This is a genomic window from Ruegeria sp. YTSB088, assembly GCF_059609825.1.
Genome location: NZ_JBXWMM010000005.1, coordinates 23,432 through 40,393, shown reverse-complemented (window position 1 = coordinate 40,393; position 16,962 = coordinate 23,432). Strand labels below are relative to the sequence as shown.

The window sequence follows — 16,962 nt, the reverse complement described above, 5'->3', positions numbered from 1 at the left end:
GGCATATGCCAGTGGCCCCGGCCAGAGTCAAACTGCGATCACATCTTTAGCGGCAGGAATCCCAGCACCAACAGGCCGACCCCCGCCGGCACGCCAAAGAACCACGCACGTTTTTGCCAACCCGGCGGCTGTTGTTTCCACGCCATGCGAAAATTGTGGCCGCATACGACAACCGCAAAGAAGATCAATGCCGCTATGGGTGGAGTAAGATAGAGTTCACTCAATAGCTTAAACGTCCTTTCCGGGCCCGCGTTTTTACCGATCCGCGCAATTGCACCCTATACAGGTCGTTTAGCTGCGCTAAGGTGAAAGGGAAAGACTTTGCAAGAACCACAAGGAGATTGCCCATGGCTCCAACCTCTTACCAGTCGCCCTCGCGCGGCGACAAGGCTGACAAGACGACGTACAGCCAGTCAGCGGAATCGAACCTGTCGCACTCGCAGACAATTGTGGCCAAGCTGCTTGAAGGTAAAGGGGACGCGGTTTTTTCGGTGCGCCCAAACGACACCATTCATTCTGTGGTCAACACGCTGAAGGAAAAACGGATCGGCGCTGTACTTGTGACGGATCAGAACGGGGAGTTGCAGGGGATTTTGTCAGAACGGGACATTGTCCGGCGGATGGCGGATACACCCGGCCAGACCCTGCCGCAATCGGTCGAAGACCTGATGACCAAGGACGTAAAGACCTGCACACCGGATGATCTGCTGAATGAAGTCCTGAAAACAATGACCGAAGGCCGTTTTCGCCATATGCCGGTGCTGCGCGACGGTAATTTATGCGGCGTTATCACGATCGGAGACGTTGTCCACTTCCGCCTGAAAGAGCTGGAATACGAAGCCCTTCGCATGAAGCAAATGATCGTCGGTTAATCGTCCATTGTTCAAACGGTTGAGGTGAACCGAACGCAGCCGGTGTTGATCTCGGCGGCTGTCAAACGACCCGAAGCGAAAGCTCCTGTGTCAAGAGACACCACCCGGTTCTTGACCCGGGGAAGGTCTACGATGGTGTGGCCATGCACCACCCATTGGCCATCGCTGCGTGCGAGCCTGGGAAACATGGGATGCCCCCAGAGGCAAATCTGTGGTTCCTGGACCTCAACCGGCTGTCGGGGGTCCAGGGCCGCATGAACAAATGTGACGTTGCCGCTGGTCCAGGTCAGGGGCCGATCGGCAAGCCAGTTGAGCAGGCTTTCTCCCATCTTCAGGCGAAGGTCATCCGCCAACTTTTGAACCTGCTGGTTTTTATTGGCATTTTCAGGCGGTTTTAGCCCGAAAGACGCCAGCGTTTGCACGCCCCCGTTTTGAAACCAGAGCCGGGCATTGCATTCCGGCACATCCAGAAATCGCAATAGCATTTCTTCGTGGTTCCCAAGAAGACAGTGAACACGACCTTCTGACGTCTCGCTCAGGTGACGCAGATGGTGCAACACCTGTGCGCTGTACGGCCCCCGATCGATGTAGTCGCCGACAAAAACTAGCGAGCACTGATCGTCCAGCCTGGGCAACAACGCCTGCAGCAAGTCCAGACGACCATGAATATCGCCCACGGCCGTCACTTTCGCAGCCGGAGCGATGTCGCAAGGCACTGTATCCGTTGTCTGCCCCGGTGCGCGGTCGAACCGCCGTCTGATCCAGTTCGTAATCATGCACGTTGATCCCTATCCTTCTCGTCAATTGGCGGCAATGAACAACTGATTGAATCGGCAAAGAGTTGACCAATGACGTCGGGATGTCCGATATGACTTTCGAAGTGGTCAAAAGTATTTGCCCCGATACCAGGGACAAAGTCTTTTGATCAGCAATAGTCATTCAGGGCGTATTGAGGGTTCTATGAAACGGGTTTTGATTACGGGCTCTGCGGGGTTCATCGGGTTCCATCTGGCGAAACTGTTGTTGGAGGAAGGGTACCGCGTGCATGGCTACGACGGGATGACGGATTATTATGACGTGGTCCTGAAGCAGCGTCGCCATCAAATTCTGCTTCAGACACCCGGCTTTACGGCAACCGAGGATCGGTTGGAAAACTATGATCGGCTGTTGCAGGTCGCCGAAGAATTTCAGCCGGATGTCATTGTTCATCTGGCGGCTCAAGCCGGTGTTAGACACAGTTTGGAACACCCCCGCAGCTATATTGAATCAAACGTCGTTGGAACTTTCAACGTGATGGAAATTGCGCGTCAGCATAAGGTGGAACATCTTTTGATGGCATCGACCTCATCGATATACGGTGCCAACGAAGAGATGCCGTTCACCGAGACGGAAAAAGCCGACACCCAACTGACCATCTATTCCGCGACAAAGAAGGCGAATGAGGCGATGGGGCATTCCTACGCGCATCTGTGGGACTTACCGACGACAATGTTCCGGTTCTTCACTGTCTACGGCACTTGGGGACGGCCCGATCTGGCGTATTTCAAATTTGTTGCCGCCATCCTGGATGGCCGCCCGATCGATATCTACAATCACGGTGACATGTATCGGGACTTCACGCATGTCGAAGACCTTGTGCGCGGGATCAGATTGCTGATCGACGTGCCTCCGGTGCGGCCAGCCAGTCGTGATGACATCGTGGACGGTGACAGCCTGTCACCCGTCGCGCCCTACCGCGTCGTAAACATCGGCAACGGAGACAAAGTGCGTCTGATGGATTTCATCGAAGCCATCGAGCAGGCCGTAGGAAAGAAAGCCGTGAAGAATTTCATGCCGATGCAGTTGGGTGATGTTTACGCCACTTGGGCTGACAACAGACTGCTACAACGACTGACGAACTATCGTCCACAGACAGAGCTGAGTGACGGTATCGCTCAATTCGTCGCGTGGTATCGGGACTATTACGGAAAATAGCGCGGGCCAGCCGCCAATTGAAAAAACCGGCGTGTTCAACGCCGGTTTTTCTTTGTTTCTTACCCACCAAAATCGTCGAGCATGATGTCTTCACGGTCCACGCCCAGATCCAGCAGCATGTTGATGACCGATTGGTTCATGATTGGCGGACCACACATGTAGTATTCGCAATCCTCGGGCGCTGGGTGGTTCTTGAGGTACTCTTCAAACAGAACGTTATGGATGAAGCCAGTATAGCCTTTCCAGTCATCCTCGGGCTGTGCGTCCGACAAGGCGACGTGCCAATCGAAATTGTCGAACTCTTCGGCCAATTGGTCGAAATCTTCAACAAAGAACATCTCTTTCTTCGACCGCGCACCGTACCAGAAGCTGATCTTGCGATCACGGTTTTCCAAACGCTTAAGCTGGTCAAAGATGTGGCTGCGCATCGGCGCCATGCCCGCGCCACCGCCGATAAACACCATCTCTTTTTGGGTTTCGCGGGCGAAGAACTCACCAAACGGACCCGAGATTGTCACCTTGTCACCCGGTTTCAAGTTGAAGATGTAAGACGACATCTGACCCGCCGGAATACCCTCTGAGCCCGGAGGGGGCGAGGCGACGCGGACGTTCAGCATGATCATGCCTTTTTCATCTGGATAGTTGGCCATCGAATAGGCGCGTTCGATCGGCTCATTAACGACCGAGTCGTACTGCCACAGATTGAAGCGATCCCAATCCTCACGATATTCCTCTTCCACGTCGAAATCGGTGTATTTCAACTGGTGCGCCGGAGCTTCGATCTGGATGTAGCCACCAGCGCGGAAGTTCACATCCTCACCTTCCGGAAGGTCCAGGGTCAGCGCTTTGATAAAGGTCGCTACGTTCTCGTTCGAACGAACGGTACATTCCCATTTCTTAACGCCGAAAACTTCTTCCGGAACTTCGATGTCCATGTCCTGCTTGACGGCAACCTGACAAGACAGGCGATCACCACACGACGCTTCGCGTTTCGTGATATGGCTTTCTTCGGTTGGCAGGATCGACCCGCCCCCCGAATGCACCCGCACTCGACATTGCGCACAGGTGCCGCCGCCACCGCAGGCCGAAGGAACAAAGAGCTTCTCGGCAGCCAGTGTCTGTAACAGCTTGCCACCTGCTGGAACGGAAATGGTCTTTTCGCCGTTGATCGTGATGTTGACGTTGCCAGTCGAAACCAGCTTGGATCGTGCGGCCATGATGATGGCCACCAATGCCAGAACGATTAAGGTGAAAAGAGCTACGCCTAGGGTAAAGGTTTCCATCAACGCCCCCTTACAGTTTCACGCCTGAGAAGGACATGAAGGCCATGGCCATCAGACCTGCGGTAATGAAGGTAATGCCAAGACCTTGCAGGCCATCGGGGATGTCCGAATATTTCAGCTTTTCCCGAACTCCGGCCATTGCCGTGATTGCCAGTGCCCAGCCAAAACCGGAAGACAAGCCATAAGTCGCCGCCTCGGCAAAGTTGTAATCACGCTCCACCATGAACAGAGACCCGCCAAGGATGGCGCAGTTTACTGTGATCAGCGGCAGGAAGATCCCCAGCGCATTGTAAAGCGGTGGGAAGTACTTATCCAAAACCATCTCAAGTATCTGCACCATCGCCGCGATCACACCGATATAGGAGATCAGGCCAAGGAAGGTCAGGTCCACATCCGGGAACCCTGCCCAGGCCAGCGCGCCCGGCTTGAGCAGATAGTTCAGCAACAGGTTGTTGGCAGGTACGGTGATGGCCTGAACAACCATGACCGAAATACCCAGACCCAGCGCGGTTGAAATTTTCTTGGACACGGCGATGAAAGTGCACATGCCAAGGAAAAAGCTGAGCGCAAGGTTTTCGACAAAGATGGCCTTTACGGCCAGTGAGATCAGACCTTCCATCAGTGGGCCTCTACCTGCTGAATTTTGTATTCACGCTCTTCCACCTGGTTCGGCTTCCAGGTGCGGAAGGCCCAGATGATCAGACCGATGATGAAGAACGCCGAAGGCGGCAACAGCAGCATGCCGTTGGGCACGTACCAGCCGCCGTTGTTGACGGTTTCCAGAATCGTGATTCCAAACAGCGACCCTGCCCCAAACAGCTCGCGAATGAAGCCGACCAGCAGCAGGATCAGGCCATAGCCCATTCCGTTGCCCATCCCGTCGATGAAGGACGCAACCGGGGGATTCTTCATCGCAAACGCCTCGGCGCGGCCCATCACGATACAGTTGGTGATGATCAGGCCGACAAAAACCGACAGTGTTTTCGAAATCTCGAAGGCGTAAGCCTTGAGGACCTGATCCACTAGAATAACCAGCGAAGCAATGATGACCATCTGCACGATGATCCGGATCGAACCCGGGATCTGGTTTCGCAGGCATGAGATGAAGAAGGACGAGAAAGATGTCACAAATGTCACCGCGAGCGCCATCACGAACGACACTTGCAGCGATGATGTCACCGCCAGTGCCGAACAGATGCCAAGCACCTGCAGGGTAATCGGGTTGTTGTCGACAAGCGGGTCGACCAGCATCTCTTTTTTGGTCTGGGACATCAAATCTCTCCTGCTTGCAGTTTGGCCAGGAAGGGACCATAGCCCGCATCGCCCATCCAGAATTTCACAAGGTTATCGACACCGACCGACGTCAGCGTGGCTCCCGCCAACGCATCGACATAGAAATCTGGTCCGGCTGAGGGCTGCGATTTGGCAACGGTGATTTGCAATTCACCTGCTTCGTCGCGCAGCTTTTTACCGTTCCACAGTGCTTTCCAGCGTGGGTTGTCCACTTCGGCCCCAAGGCCCGGTGTTTCACCATGCTGATAGAATTGCAGGCCGTAGATATCGTTGCCGTTATTCTCAAGCGCGATAAAACCATAGAGCGTCGACCATAGACCATAGCCGTGCAGAGGCAGGATCACCTTGTCCAGTTCTCCTGCGTCATCGCGCAGCAGATATATAACGCGGTACTTGGATTTGCGTCCGATACCGGCGGGGTCGCTGTCCAGCGCGACGCTCAGCTCTGGATCGCTGGCGGCGGCGATGTCGTCAAACGTGGTCGGATCAAACTGATCATCGACGAACGCACCGGTGGACAGTTCCAACACATGTGGTTCGAACGCGGCAAAAGCCTCTGTTACGTCGATGCCGGGCTCGAACACGCCCGCAACTTGCAGAACGTTCACCTGTTTGTCCTTCAGGCGGTTGGCCTCTTGCACCGGGCGCAGACTGACTGCGGCCGCGGACACTACCATCGAGGCGACCAGACAGACGGCAACGGCGACGAAGATCGTTTTGCCAACCGAATCCGGCGAGGCCGCCAGGAACTTAGCCAGTGCGCCTTTAGGTTCTGGGGATTGCGTATCAGACATGGCGACGCGCCCTCCGTTTGATGTTGGCTTGCACGACGAAATAGTCGATCAGCGGTGCGAAAACGTTCCCGAACAGGATTGCCAGCATCATGCCTTCGGGGAAAGCCGGATTGATCACACGTATCATCACGACCATCACACCGATCAGCGCGCCGTAGACATAGCGACCCACATTGGTGTGGCTGGCCGAAACCGGTTCCGTCACCATAAAGGCCAGACCGAAAGCGTAGCCTCCCAACACGATATGCCAGTACCATGGCATCGCGAACATCGGGTTCGTGTCCGATCCGATCAGGTTCAGCACCAGGGTAAAGCCGATGGTGCCCGCCAGACAGCCCACAATCAGGCGGTAATTGGCGATCTTGGTCATCAAAAGGAAAGCCAGACCGATCATGCAGGCCAGTGTCGATGTCTCGCCAAAACTGCCCTGGATTTGGCCGAAGAACGCGCTCGACCACGTGATGCCGTCAGCAGCCAGTGCCTGCACGCCGTCAGCAGCCGATATCGCCAGAGCCGTCGCGCCCGAAAACCCGTCAACCGGGGTCCAAACCGCATCGCCCGACATCTGCGCGGGGTAAGCAAAGTACAAAAAGGCCCGTCCAACCAATGCCGGGTTGAGGAAGTTCTTACCCGTTCCACCGAACACTTCCTTGCCGATCACAACACCGAAGATGATGCCCAATGCGACCTGCCAAAGGGGCGCGGTTGCAGGCATGATCAGCGTGTACAGCATTGATGTAACAAGGAAACCTTCGTTCACCTCATGCCCGCGAACGGTCGCGAAAATGACCTCGAAGATGCCGCCTGCCACCAGCGTGACGATATATATCGGCAAGAAGTACATCAGCCCGTGCATGACATTGGCAAAAATGCTGTCCGGGTTCAGCGAAATGCCAAATACCTGCAAAATCGCGATCCGCCAGCCGGTAGCCGAGTCCGACCCAAGCTCAGCAATGGCTGAATTGGCCTGATAACCGGTGTTCCACATCCCCCATAAGATACAGGGGATCGTCGCGATCACGACGTAGGTCATGATCCGCTTCATATCCACGTAAGACCGCGCATGAGGGGCAACGGTGGTCACAGTTTTCGGAGTGTAGATAAAGCTTTCCACCATCTCGTAGATGGGAAAAAGCTTCTCGTACTTGCCGCCCTTGGTAAAGTTCGGCTCGATCCGATCGAAGAAGCTGCGCAAACCCATTTGGATCAGCCCTCCTTTTCAATCTTGGTCAGGCAATCGCGTAGCGCCAGCCCGTATTCATATTTCGCAGGACAGGCGAAGCCCACAAGACCCAAATCTTCTTCATCCAGCTCCAGCGCGCCCAGAGACTGGGCCGTGTCCGTATCCATTACAAGCAGTGCCCGCAGCAATTGAGTGGGCAAATAGTCCTGCGGCATCAGTTCTTCGAAAACACCTGTCGGCACCATGGCGCGACGACCGCCGTTCAGGTTGGATGTGAACGCATACAGCTTCTTGGCAAATGCAGAACCCAATACAGGCTGGACCGAGTATTTCGACGGCATCGGACGAATCCAGCCCAATGGGATTTGATCGGGGTCTTCACGGATAATGCTGATCTGACGTGCAAACCGGCCCAGATAAGCAGTCGGGCCATCAGCGTGTCGGCCCGACAGGATCGAACCCGAAATGATCCGAGGTGTGCCGTCCAAATTGACTTCGTCGCGGGTCAGATCGTCAGTTGATGCGCCCATCACGGTACGGATCAAACGCGGTTGACGCGCACCGGGCCCCGTCAAAGCAATCACTATATTCGGATCCAGATGGCCGGTCAGCATCAAGCGGCCAATGGCGATGACGTCCTGATACCCGATGGTCCAGACCTGCTTGTCACCTGCAAGAGGTTCGAGGAAGTGAATATGCGTTCCAGCCAGCCCTGATGGATGCGGGCCTTCGAAAGATGCAGTTTCGACACCGGCGACATCTGTGCCGGGTATTGCGTCGCCTTCCTTTTGGCAAAGATAGGTTTTACCCTCGGTCAGCGTGGTGACCGCGGCCAACCCGGCAGCAAATGCTTCCGGTGCCTCCGCAAGGATCAAGGCAACATCCGCAGCCAGCGGATCACTATCCATTGCGGTGACAAAAATTGCATCCGGTTTGACGCCGGGCTCCGGCATTTTTGAATAGGGCCGCGTACGGAACGACGTCCACAGACCGGCAGCGCACAGTTTGGCGGTCACGCCTTCAGCGCTTTCAGCATCCCCTACGCCCGAGAAATCCATACCAGCGTCATTGACGTCGGACACTTCGATCACAACGCTTTGCAGCACCCGGCGGGCACCACGGTTGATCGCGACGACCCTGCCACTGACCGGTGCGACCATCATCGCGTCAGGTGCATCCTTGTGACAAAACAGCGGCGCGCCACGCGCAACACTGTCGCCTTCCTGCACAAGCATCTTGGGTTTCAGGCCGATGTAGTCACCGCCCAAGACGCCTACGGTCGAGTATTCCGGGCCCGGGTGAATGGTCTGGTCAGGAGCGCCTGCCACTGGCAGATCCAGCCCTTTTTTCAGTTTGAAAGTTTGCATGTTGCTACGTTCTTCCAAGCCTCTTTTCTGCGCCAGCTCTGCCAACACCCTTTCGGGGTCATGCAATAGCGCGGTTTTCTCGAACCTCCGTCGCAAAAGCGTCGAAAACGGTCCAAAATCCGCAGGCGTATTTCCGATCAAGGACCCTTTACGCGGGGAAGTTCACAAACGCAAACCTGTTACCGCCAAAAGTTAAGAATGAACCACACAATCCTGCAATTTACCGATCAAACCTACCGAATCCGAAGCATACAATTGTATGTCGCGCCCTCCCAAGTTCCAGTGTAAGCAACCGGAATGGAAAAAGACACAGATTTGGAAATCTTTCTGGTTGCCACCCCAGGCCTTGAAGCACCTCTCGGTGACGAGGCGCAATCGAACGGATTCGCAGGGGTCAGAACCGTACCAGGTGGCGTGTCATGCCGGGGGTCGTGGCCCGAGGTCTGGCGTGCCAACCTGATGCTGCGAGGCGCCAACAAGGTTCTGGTGCGACTCGGCAGTTTCCCCGCTGTGCATCTTGCCCAATTGGACAAACGTGCACGCAAATTCCCTTGGGGTGATGTCTTGCGTCCTGACGTGCCGATCAAGGTGGAGGCCACCAGCCGCAAATCCAGAATTTATCATGCGGGTGCAGCACGTCAGAGGATCGAGCGGGCAATATCCGAAACATTGGGCGCTCCGATTTCATCCGACGCAGGGCTTCGGGTCTTGCTCCGAATCGAGAAAGACATTTGCACGATCTCCGTCGACAGTTCTGGCGAGCTATTGCACAAGCGCGGCCACAAGGAAGCCATTGCCAAGGCTCCGATGCGAGAAACAATGGCCGCAATGTTCCTGAGAGAGTGCGGCTACTCGGGCGACGAACCCGTACTGGACCCGATGTGCGGGTCAGGCACATTCGTGATCGAGGCCGCCGAGATCGCTCTGGGTCTGCGTCCTGGCCGCTCCCGTAGTTTTGCATTCGAAGAACTGGCGGGTTTTGATCCTGATCAGTGGCAAAAGATGCGAAGAGAAACGAATACGGCAGACTGTGCCCTTACCTTCTACGGCTCGGATCGCAACACCGGCGCAATTGATGCTGCGACCGCCAATGCTGAAAGGGCACAAGTCGGTGCTTGGACACGGTTTCGACAGCATTCCGTCAGCGACATCAAACCACCCGAGGGTCCTGCGGGGCTGGTCATTGTCAACCCGCCATATGGAGCGCGAATTGGTGACGAAAAACGCTTGCGTTCAGTCTATGGTGCCATGGGAAAAACCCTGATGAACCGGTTCAGGGGATGGCGCGTAGGCGTAATCACCAGCGCCCCCGGGCTTGCTCGGGCCACACGCCTGCCATTGCTGGCACCAGGACCGGTAGTGGACCATGGAGGAACCAAAATTCGCCTGTACAAAACCGATCCCTTGTCGTGATTGCCAAATCGGGTTCCGCCCAAATTCTTTTCGATTTTTGAGACCGAGTGATCCGGGTGTCCCCATTACAAAAACCTCTTGCGCATCAGCAGCACCGCGTATAGATCACCCGCCACGGTCGGAGTGTAGCTCAGCCTGGTAGAGCACTGTCTTCGGGAGGCAGGGGTCGGAGGTTCGAATCCTCTCACTCCGACCAATAAAATCAATTACTTACGCGATGGGGGCTAAGAGCCTTGTGTGCTCCAGCCCACACCCAGCCCACATGGGAGTCTAAATTAGGCCCTTTCGGCGAGCCTTCGCATGATCTCCGCCCGGGCCGTCAGGCACCGCGCAGCTAAGGTCCGCTTGGAGCCCATTGTTACATTTGCTCCCATGACTGCGAATTACTGCTTTGAGAGAGATCAAATCTGCCAGTCTCTGCTTGTACTAGAGTCTGTCGTGGTATCGGATCTCTACGCTCATCCAAGCCAGCGAACAATTTGAGATGTGTCCGAATGATCCCTTGAGGGGAGCCTCTTTTGTACACAAAACCGACGGAAAAAGAACGAACCGATCACAGCTCTGACGCACTCATCAGGTCCGTGCAGGTTCTCGATTGCGGGCGCGCGGAACAGCACTGGGAACACCGGCACGGCAGTCCATTGCCCAAGCTTTGGTGGGTGTTCTTCGGGCGGCGCTGGGTGAAGCTGCCGCTCCAGGCCTTCCTGATTTCCCATCAGGACGGTTTGGTGCTGTTTGACACGGGAATTGACCCCGCCGTTCAATTGGACCGCAGTTATATCAAACAGGCCATCGGGCGTTTTTTGCTGCCGCGCATCTTTCGGCTGCACCTGACTGCGGAGGACCGCATCGATCATGTCCTTCGCAAATCCGACGTTGCGCCGGAGGAGATCAAGACGGCGATCATTTCGCACCTGCATTTTGACCACGTCGGGGGTATTCAACACATCCCGCAGGCTGACCTGCTGGTGAGCGCGGAGGAATGGTCGATCCTGTCGGAGCCACACCCGGAACAGGACTGGATCCTGCGAGAGCACATCGAAATCCCATCCGCGAAGTGGCAGCAGATTTCGTTTGTGCCCACAGACGACCCCCTGTTTGATGGCTTCGAAGGCATCCATGACGTGGTCGGTGACGGCTCCATGATCTTGTTGCCAACGCCCGGCCATACCAAGGGCTCGATGTCTATGTTGATCCGGCAGGAGGGTTGGGATCCGATCCTGCTTGTTGCTGACGTCACTTACGAAGCATCGTTGATGGAGAAAGATGTGGTCCCCGGTGTTGGCGACGGTCCCACACTGCTGGCGTCCTATGCCAAGGTTCGGAAGCTACAAGAGCGCCTGCCTAATCTCGCGATCGTTCCTTCGCATGATTTCGGCGCGTCAGAGTTCATTGATCAAGCGACAGGTGTTGCACACGAACCTGAAAGTCTGCAGACATGACTGAAGATCATCCCGCTTTGGCTGTTCTGCAGCAGCTTGATACCAGAAACATAGCATCCTCTGCGCATCTCTTCGCCGAAGATGCCGTCTGGCACTACTCCAACCCCAATCTGCCGGACTTGAACGGCGACTATGTGGGACCGGCAGGCATAAGCACCTTTTTTGCCAATCTCGCAGAGAAATCCCAAGGGACTTTCCAGATAGAGCCCGTTTCGGCCACGCCCGTGGGGCCGGAACTGGTCGTTGTCCAGTCTCGCAACACGCTGACCCTCGAAGCTCAGATCATCACCGTGGACGTCGTTGTCGTCTGGCGCGTTGTCGAGGGGCGAATTCAAGAGGTCTGGGACATCGTTCCTAGTCAACCAACGGAGATTAAGCATGTCGGAGACTGAGAACACTGATTGGGACGCGATCGTCATAGGCTCGGGAATGGGTGGCATGGCAGCGGCAGCGGTCCTAAATGGCTTGTTCCGTTACTAAGCTCGTTTCAGCATGAACATCCGGGTATCGCATTATTGCTGGACACAAATGATGCCTTTGTGGATTTCGATACGTCCGAAGTTGATGTCGCCCTGCGGTTTGGGGAGCCCGGTTGGGACGGGCTGTATCATGAGCAAATAAGGCTAGAGGAATTGATTGTCGTGGCCGCGCCGTCCCTTGTCGGGCAAACACGGCTACCAATGCGCGCCGAGGACGTGGCTGATCTCCCACTATTGCACGATGCATTCAACGTCGGATGGGAAAACTGGGCTGCTCAAGTCGGTCTGAACGCTGATAGGATCAATTCGCAAAGCATCAAGTACGTGGACAGTGCAGTTCTGTTGGAGGCCGCGATAGATGAGCAAGGCGTGGCACTGGCAAGAAATCTTCTAGCAGAGAGGGATTTGAAACTTGGTCGGTTGATCCGCATCGATGAAAGCCGTGTTCCATTGGTACGTGGGCTCTACTTCGTCTGCCGCCCCGGCGATCAGAAGCGGGTCACGGTGAGAATTTTCAGGAAATGGCTCATGTCAATTTGAGCTCTGGTTCCGGTCAAAGCCCCGGGAATGCGGTCATTGGTCTGCGCTGAGCGTAGGTCCGTTTTGTTCCGCGAACTGTGAGTTCTAGATGCGGTTGACTTTGCCGTCGCGGCGAATGTCCGGTATGCGGGCTGCGGCCGCAGAAACTTGAACGGTCGGCCAAGGTCCGGAAAGGGCCGCAGCATTCCGCTGACGCGAGTTGAAGAAATCATCTGTTTTGAGCCCCGAGCATGCCTTCAAAGCGATGCGATATTTGCTGGCTTAGAAGTTTCGCTTCAACGGTGCTGAGATTGTGGCGTCCGCTTGTCGCCTGAGACATAGCCTTGAGCTTAACCCTGGGCTAATCTGAGGTTCATGGAAAACAGCAAACCGAAGCGGCGACTTGCGGCCATTCTGGCCGCTGACGTCGTTGGCTATTCGAACATGATGGGCGAAGACGAAGCAGGTACGCTTGCTCATCTGAAGAATTGCGAGAGAAAGTTGATCCAACCCACCGTCGCAAAATATTTCGGAAGCATCGTCAAGAAGATGGGAGATGGATATCTCGTTGAATTTCCAAGCGTTGTTTCAGCCGTGCAATGCGCGATTGAATGGCAGGACCAAATGGAAGGCCCGCTGGTGTTTCGCATAGGCATCAACTTGGGTGACGTAATTGTCGAGGATGATGACTTGTTTGGTGAAGGGATCAACGTCGCTGCCCGCCTGGAGGCACTTGCGAAACCGGGTGGAATTTGTCTTTCCGAGGATGCATGGCGTCAATCGAAAGGAAAAGTTGAGGCACAGTTTGAGGATCTTGGTGCCAAGCACCTAAAAAATGTAGCTGAACCGGTGCGTGTGTATCGCCTGACATCCGGTGTACGCGCTTTCCCCGATAAACTGCAAATGGCAGCACGACGACGCAACGATTCAAATTCGACCTGGAAGCCTCCCACCGTTCTCCTTTCACCGTTTCGACACCAGGGTGCCAGCATTGACGCAGAAAGCCTGGCCTCAGGGCTGACTGAAACCCTGGGCTCGGCGCTTGCCCATTTTGAGGAGTTCGAACTCATAGACCCCAGTAGTGCGAAGCAGGCCATCGCAAACTCCGGAGCTCTCGAAGCCAGTCGTCGGCTTGGAGCCGAATTCGCGCTAGAAGGCATGGTACAGGTTGCGGTTCAAAAGGCACGCATAAGTGTGCAGCTTGTGAAAGTCTCCAATGGTCAACGGGTTTGGTCCGACACACTCGACCGCAGCCTTGATGATGTCTTTGAGCTTCAGGATGACATCACCGCGTTGGTCGCATCCACAATGAGCGATGCGGTCGGTGAGGAGCAGGCGAAGGCGATTGCCGAGAAACCGGATTCCGAGCTCTCGCCTCATGAGCAGGTTGTACGCGGTCTTCAGCTCCTTCACCGGGTCAATCCCAAAGACAACGAAGTCGCCAGAGGCCACTTCGAGAACGTATTGCAATCAGATCCCAAGGGGCTTTGGCCCAAGCTCTGCCTTTGCTGGACATATGCCATAGAACTGGCCGGCGGCTGGCCGTCAACGCGAGCAGATGCACTCGAGTTCACCCTCAACGAAATGATCGATCTAATGCGCCGCTATCCGCGTTCCGCTCACATTCACCGGCTTATGAGCCGCCTGCGCTATTTCGAAAGCGATTACGCAAAAGGCGTGGCCCATGCCGAACGGGCCTACGAGTTAAACCCATATCATAGCGACATGATGATCGCACTTGGCCTTGCGCGGTTGTGGAATGGTGAGCCGGAACAGGCCTTGGTCCATCTTGAACGTGCATTTGCAACAAATCAGTATGCGCCTGATGTCTTCAAAAATTACTTATCGCTTGCTTATTTCCTACACGATCGCAGTGACGACGCACTCAAGATCCTGGCAAGCAGCGAGGGCGGGCAGACCATCACAAGACTTTACCGGATACTCAACTTGGTAGGATCCGATCAGGTTGAGGAAGCAAAGACAGAGGCACAGTCGTTGCTTGGCGAATACCCAGACTTTCGCCTCGACCGCACACAACTAATAAATTCGTTTCGGCGTGGTGAGGATCGCACGCTTGTCGTTGAAGCCTTGCGGAAGGCAGGTCTGCCGGGATGAGCCATTGGGGCCAGGGCCGAAACCATCCTCAGACAAAGAAAGGAGATCAAACACCAGACAATCCAGAAACGCCGCTTGCTGCATCAAAACAACGCGGCATAGCCTAAAGCGAAAATTGATGCGACTACGAGGAATGTCCGTTTCGTCGCGAGCTGTGAAAAATTGAACATGCACTGAATTTTCTTACGCAGTGAACGACAACAATGCGGGCTGCGACCGCAGAATGACAGCAACCTGTCGAGTGTCTCCTATGGGCCGGACCTGTTGCCGGCCCAATCGAAGATTGAGAAGATGCTGCACCGTATCTGATGGCTGCTGAGAGCCCATAGTGCCGGATGCTGCAAGTCTCACAAATGACCGCTAATCAACCTGTCCGGCAAGCCGTTTGGCTAGGATGCCGATCAGTATCACGGTTGGACGAATGAACTCGGGACTGCTTTTGAAGCACTTGACGGAGTTTGGTCGGGTCATTCCCAAATGCCATACCACGCTCAAGCGTAGTTGATCTGACAAAACCTTTCATTTGTTTTCTGCTAAGAAAGCCAAAGCGTCTCTCTCGAAACGCGGCCATTCTGGGTCGTTGTCCGGCATGGCATGGTTAGAGCTTTCGTAGGCGATGAACTTCGCGTTGGGCAATCCCTTGGCGAACAGTCGTCCCTGATCGACAGGTTGCATCCTATCCCCCGTCGCATGACAAACAAGGCACGGCACCTCAACCTTTGACAGTGTTTGCCTGATATCAATTTGGTCGATCACATCGCGATACCGCCCCATGTTTTCGGGCGAGATCATTTGGCTCATGTCTTTTGCATATTGCCGCCGGGCCTCTTGGCTAGCGCTAGGCACAATGATTTGCGCCATTAAATCGCGCAGAGACGGATACTCATCGTCCCACCCTGCAGTCATCATCTGTTTCATAGCCAGAGCTCGCTCAACATCCTTCGGAGATTTCCGTTTTGCTCGTCCTACTGGGAAACCACCGATCATAACAATTGCCGAAACCCGGTCTGGTCGACGGGCTGCAAAGGTGGCTGCGACAGCAGACCCTTGTGAAATCGCAAGGATTGGCGCGCGCTTTAGACCAGCCGCGTCGAATATGGTTTCCAAGTCATCGACGAACCGATCGAACGTGCAAGTTTCTGCATCCCAGTCGGAGAGACCGTTGAGCCGTGCGTCAAATCGAATTAGCCGGTGATGTTGCGCAACCGAAGTGCAAATTGGAGCCACCGCAGGATTGCGCCAGTCCAGTTCTAGATGTCCAATCCAACTTGGTGCTTTCACAACCGGGGATCCGTCGCCCACTGCGCTCCAAGCCAGACTAGTGCCGTCATCGGTTTGACAGTAGCGGATTTCTTGTGTTTTGGCGAAGTCGACTCGTGACTTTGACACACCTTCATCAGTGAAGTTGATCGACAACACCTCAATCGGCTGTGCAATACCTTTTAACGTCCGCAGCCCCTCTCTGTGCAATCGGTTGGCATAATCCGACCCGGCAAGATCACAGAGTACTTTTGAGACCAGAATGCCACCGGGTTCAGCTGCCGCTTGGAGGCGCGCCGCAATATTTACGCCGTCTCCGAAGATATCTTCACCGTCCACAGCGACATCGCCCACATGCAAGCCTGCTCTAAGCTGAATGCGTTCTGGAACCAAATATGGATGGTCCGGCTCTCTAAGTTGGGTTTGGATCGCGATTGCCCCTTCGAGAGCGTGGCCCGCGGACGGAAATTCAATTAGTGCCCCATCGCCAAGAAGTTTGACCACCCGGCCATGGTGCTGTCCGATGATTGGTGTCACCAAATCGCGGTACAGCGTGTTCAGTGTTTTGAGCAGCGCCCTTGAGCCACCTTGCATCATCCGACTGAAGCCGACGACATCGAGAGACAGGATTGCGGCAAGGCGGCGTTGGTTCATGGTTACTTCCGGAAAGATTGCTCGAAAACTCTACCATGCCCATAAAATGTTAGAATCGATAAATTGTCAGAAGGCGTGTTTTTTGTTTCGAGATTACCGTTCGCCAAGGTCTCCAAAAGCCAGAAAATCGGAGAAACAATCGCTTAAAGTGGCCGCTGTTACGTCTGTTTCGCGAAAGGCAGTATTGTCGGCGACTCTTTCCTTGCACCGATCTCAATGAGCCTACGAAGACGGAAGAGCCGGACCTTGAGGGCTGAAAACTCGAAGGGGAGACTGCCAAGGACCGCATAGCGTTGATATGCGTCATCCGACAG

Annotated in this window: 16 protein-coding genes and 1 tRNA gene; 8 read left to right on the top strand and 9 right to left on the bottom strand. The window is 55.0% G+C overall.

The window, feature by feature from the left end; all coding sequences use genetic code 11:
- Positions 1-38: 38 nt before the first annotated feature.
- Entirely contained in the window at positions 39-224 is a 186-nt protein-coding gene (locus AC2FFA_RS09530; RefSeq protein ID WP_299897950.1) for a hypothetical protein, read from the bottom strand.
- Between the two features lie 123 nt (positions 225-347).
- On the opposite strand from AC2FFA_RS09530, the gene AC2FFA_RS09525 reads away from it, so the two are divergent.
- Positions 348-872: a CBS domain-containing protein gene (locus tag AC2FFA_RS09525; RefSeq protein WP_496851390.1), complete on the top strand. Its 525-nt coding sequence runs from the start codon at positions 348-350 to the stop codon at positions 870-872.
- 11 nt (positions 873-883) lie between these two features.
- On the opposite strand, the gene AC2FFA_RS09520 is transcribed toward AC2FFA_RS09525, so the two are convergent.
- Positions 884-1,648 (bottom strand): metallophosphoesterase family protein, encoded by a 765-nt coding sequence (locus AC2FFA_RS09520; RefSeq protein WP_496851389.1) that lies wholly within the window; start codon positions 1,646-1,648, stop codon positions 884-886.
- Positions 1,649-1,832: 184 nt separating this feature from the next.
- Here AC2FFA_RS09520 and AC2FFA_RS09515 point away from each other — a divergent pair, with 184 nt between their 5' ends.
- Complete coding sequence (locus tag AC2FFA_RS09515; RefSeq protein WP_496718310.1) at positions 1,833-2,846, top strand: NAD-dependent epimerase/dehydratase family protein; 1,014 nt, start codon at positions 1,833-1,835, stop codon at positions 2,844-2,846.
- Positions 2,847-2,905: 59 nt separating this feature from the next.
- Here the strand turns inward: AC2FFA_RS09515 and nqrF are convergent, their stop codons facing one another.
- Genes nqrF through AC2FFA_RS09485 form a run of 6 tightly spaced genes read right to left on the bottom strand, consistent with a single transcriptional unit; the run spans position 2,906 to position 8,766 of the window.
- Positions 2,906-4,129, bottom strand: a complete 1,224-nt coding sequence (nqrF, locus tag AC2FFA_RS09510) for an NADH:ubiquinone reductase (Na(+)-transporting) subunit F (RefSeq protein WP_117873116.1) — start codon at positions 4,127-4,129, stop codon at positions 2,906-2,908.
- Between the two features lie 10 nt (positions 4,130-4,139).
- Positions 4,140-4,748 carry an NADH:ubiquinone reductase (Na(+)-transporting) subunit E gene (gene nqrE / locus AC2FFA_RS09505; protein WP_050603817.1) on the bottom strand — a complete coding sequence of 203 codons (609 nt, stop codon included), beginning with the start codon at positions 4,746-4,748 and terminating at the stop codon, positions 4,140-4,142.
- Positions 4,748-5,401: an NADH:ubiquinone reductase (Na(+)-transporting) subunit D gene (locus AC2FFA_RS09500; RefSeq protein ID WP_171125643.1), complete on the bottom strand. Its 654-nt coding sequence runs from the start codon at positions 5,399-5,401 to the stop codon at positions 4,748-4,750. Before AC2FFA_RS09500 ends, nqrE begins: the two co-directional genes overlap by 1 nt.
- Positions 5,401-6,216, bottom strand: coding sequence for a Na(+)-translocating NADH-quinone reductase subunit C (locus tag AC2FFA_RS09495; protein WP_496851386.1), 816 nt, complete (start codon positions 6,214-6,216; stop codon positions 5,401-5,403). Before AC2FFA_RS09495 ends, AC2FFA_RS09500 begins: the two co-directional genes overlap by 1 nt.
- Positions 6,209-7,417, bottom strand: a complete 1,209-nt coding sequence (locus AC2FFA_RS09490) for an NADH:ubiquinone reductase (Na(+)-transporting) subunit B (RefSeq protein ID WP_496851384.1) — start codon at positions 7,415-7,417, stop codon at positions 6,209-6,211. The genes AC2FFA_RS09495 and AC2FFA_RS09490 overlap by 8 nt, the downstream gene beginning before the upstream one ends.
- A 5-nt stretch (positions 7,418-7,422) precedes the next feature.
- The gene (locus tag AC2FFA_RS09485; RefSeq protein ID WP_496851382.1) at positions 7,423-8,766 is read right to left on the bottom strand and encodes a Na(+)-translocating NADH-quinone reductase subunit A; all 1,344 of its coding nucleotides are present in this window, start codon (positions 8,764-8,766) and stop codon (positions 7,423-7,425) included.
- A gap of 297 nt (positions 8,767-9,063) precedes the next feature.
- Between AC2FFA_RS09485 and AC2FFA_RS09480 the strand changes: the two genes are divergently transcribed.
- From AC2FFA_RS09480 to AC2FFA_RS09455, 6 genes are all read left to right on the top strand, one after another.
- Positions 9,064-10,179: a THUMP domain-containing class I SAM-dependent RNA methyltransferase gene (locus tag AC2FFA_RS09480; protein ID WP_496851380.1), complete on the top strand. Its 1,116-nt coding sequence runs from the start codon at positions 9,064-9,066 to the stop codon at positions 10,177-10,179.
- Positions 10,180-10,298: 119 nt separating this feature from the next.
- A tRNA-Pro gene (locus AC2FFA_RS09475) sits at positions 10,299-10,375 on the top strand.
- A gap of 385 nt (positions 10,376-10,760) precedes the next feature.
- Positions 10,761-11,621 carry an N-acyl homoserine lactonase family protein gene (locus AC2FFA_RS09470; protein WP_496851378.1) on the top strand — a complete coding sequence of 287 codons (861 nt, stop codon included), beginning with the start codon at positions 10,761-10,763 and terminating at the stop codon, positions 11,619-11,621.
- Positions 11,618-12,013, top strand: a complete 396-nt coding sequence (locus AC2FFA_RS09465) for a nuclear transport factor 2 family protein (protein WP_171237914.1) — start codon at positions 11,618-11,620, stop codon at positions 12,011-12,013. The genes AC2FFA_RS09470 and AC2FFA_RS09465 overlap by 4 nt, the downstream gene beginning before the upstream one ends.
- A gap of 114 nt (positions 12,014-12,127) precedes the next feature.
- Positions 12,128-12,640 (top strand): LysR substrate-binding domain-containing protein, encoded by a 513-nt coding sequence (locus AC2FFA_RS09460; protein ID WP_496851674.1) that lies wholly within the window; start codon positions 12,128-12,130, stop codon positions 12,638-12,640.
- Between the two features lie 354 nt (positions 12,641-12,994).
- Positions 12,995-14,734 carry an adenylate/guanylate cyclase domain-containing protein gene (locus tag AC2FFA_RS09455; protein ID WP_496851377.1) on the top strand — a complete coding sequence of 580 codons (1,740 nt, stop codon included), beginning with the start codon at positions 12,995-12,997 and terminating at the stop codon, positions 14,732-14,734.
- Positions 14,735-15,253: 519 nt separating this feature from the next.
- Here the strand turns inward: AC2FFA_RS09455 and AC2FFA_RS09450 are convergent.
- Positions 15,254-16,648, bottom strand: a complete 1,395-nt coding sequence (locus AC2FFA_RS09450) for an alpha/beta fold hydrolase (protein WP_496851375.1) — start codon at positions 16,646-16,648, stop codon at positions 15,254-15,256.
- Positions 16,649-16,962: the final 314 nt, after the last annotated feature.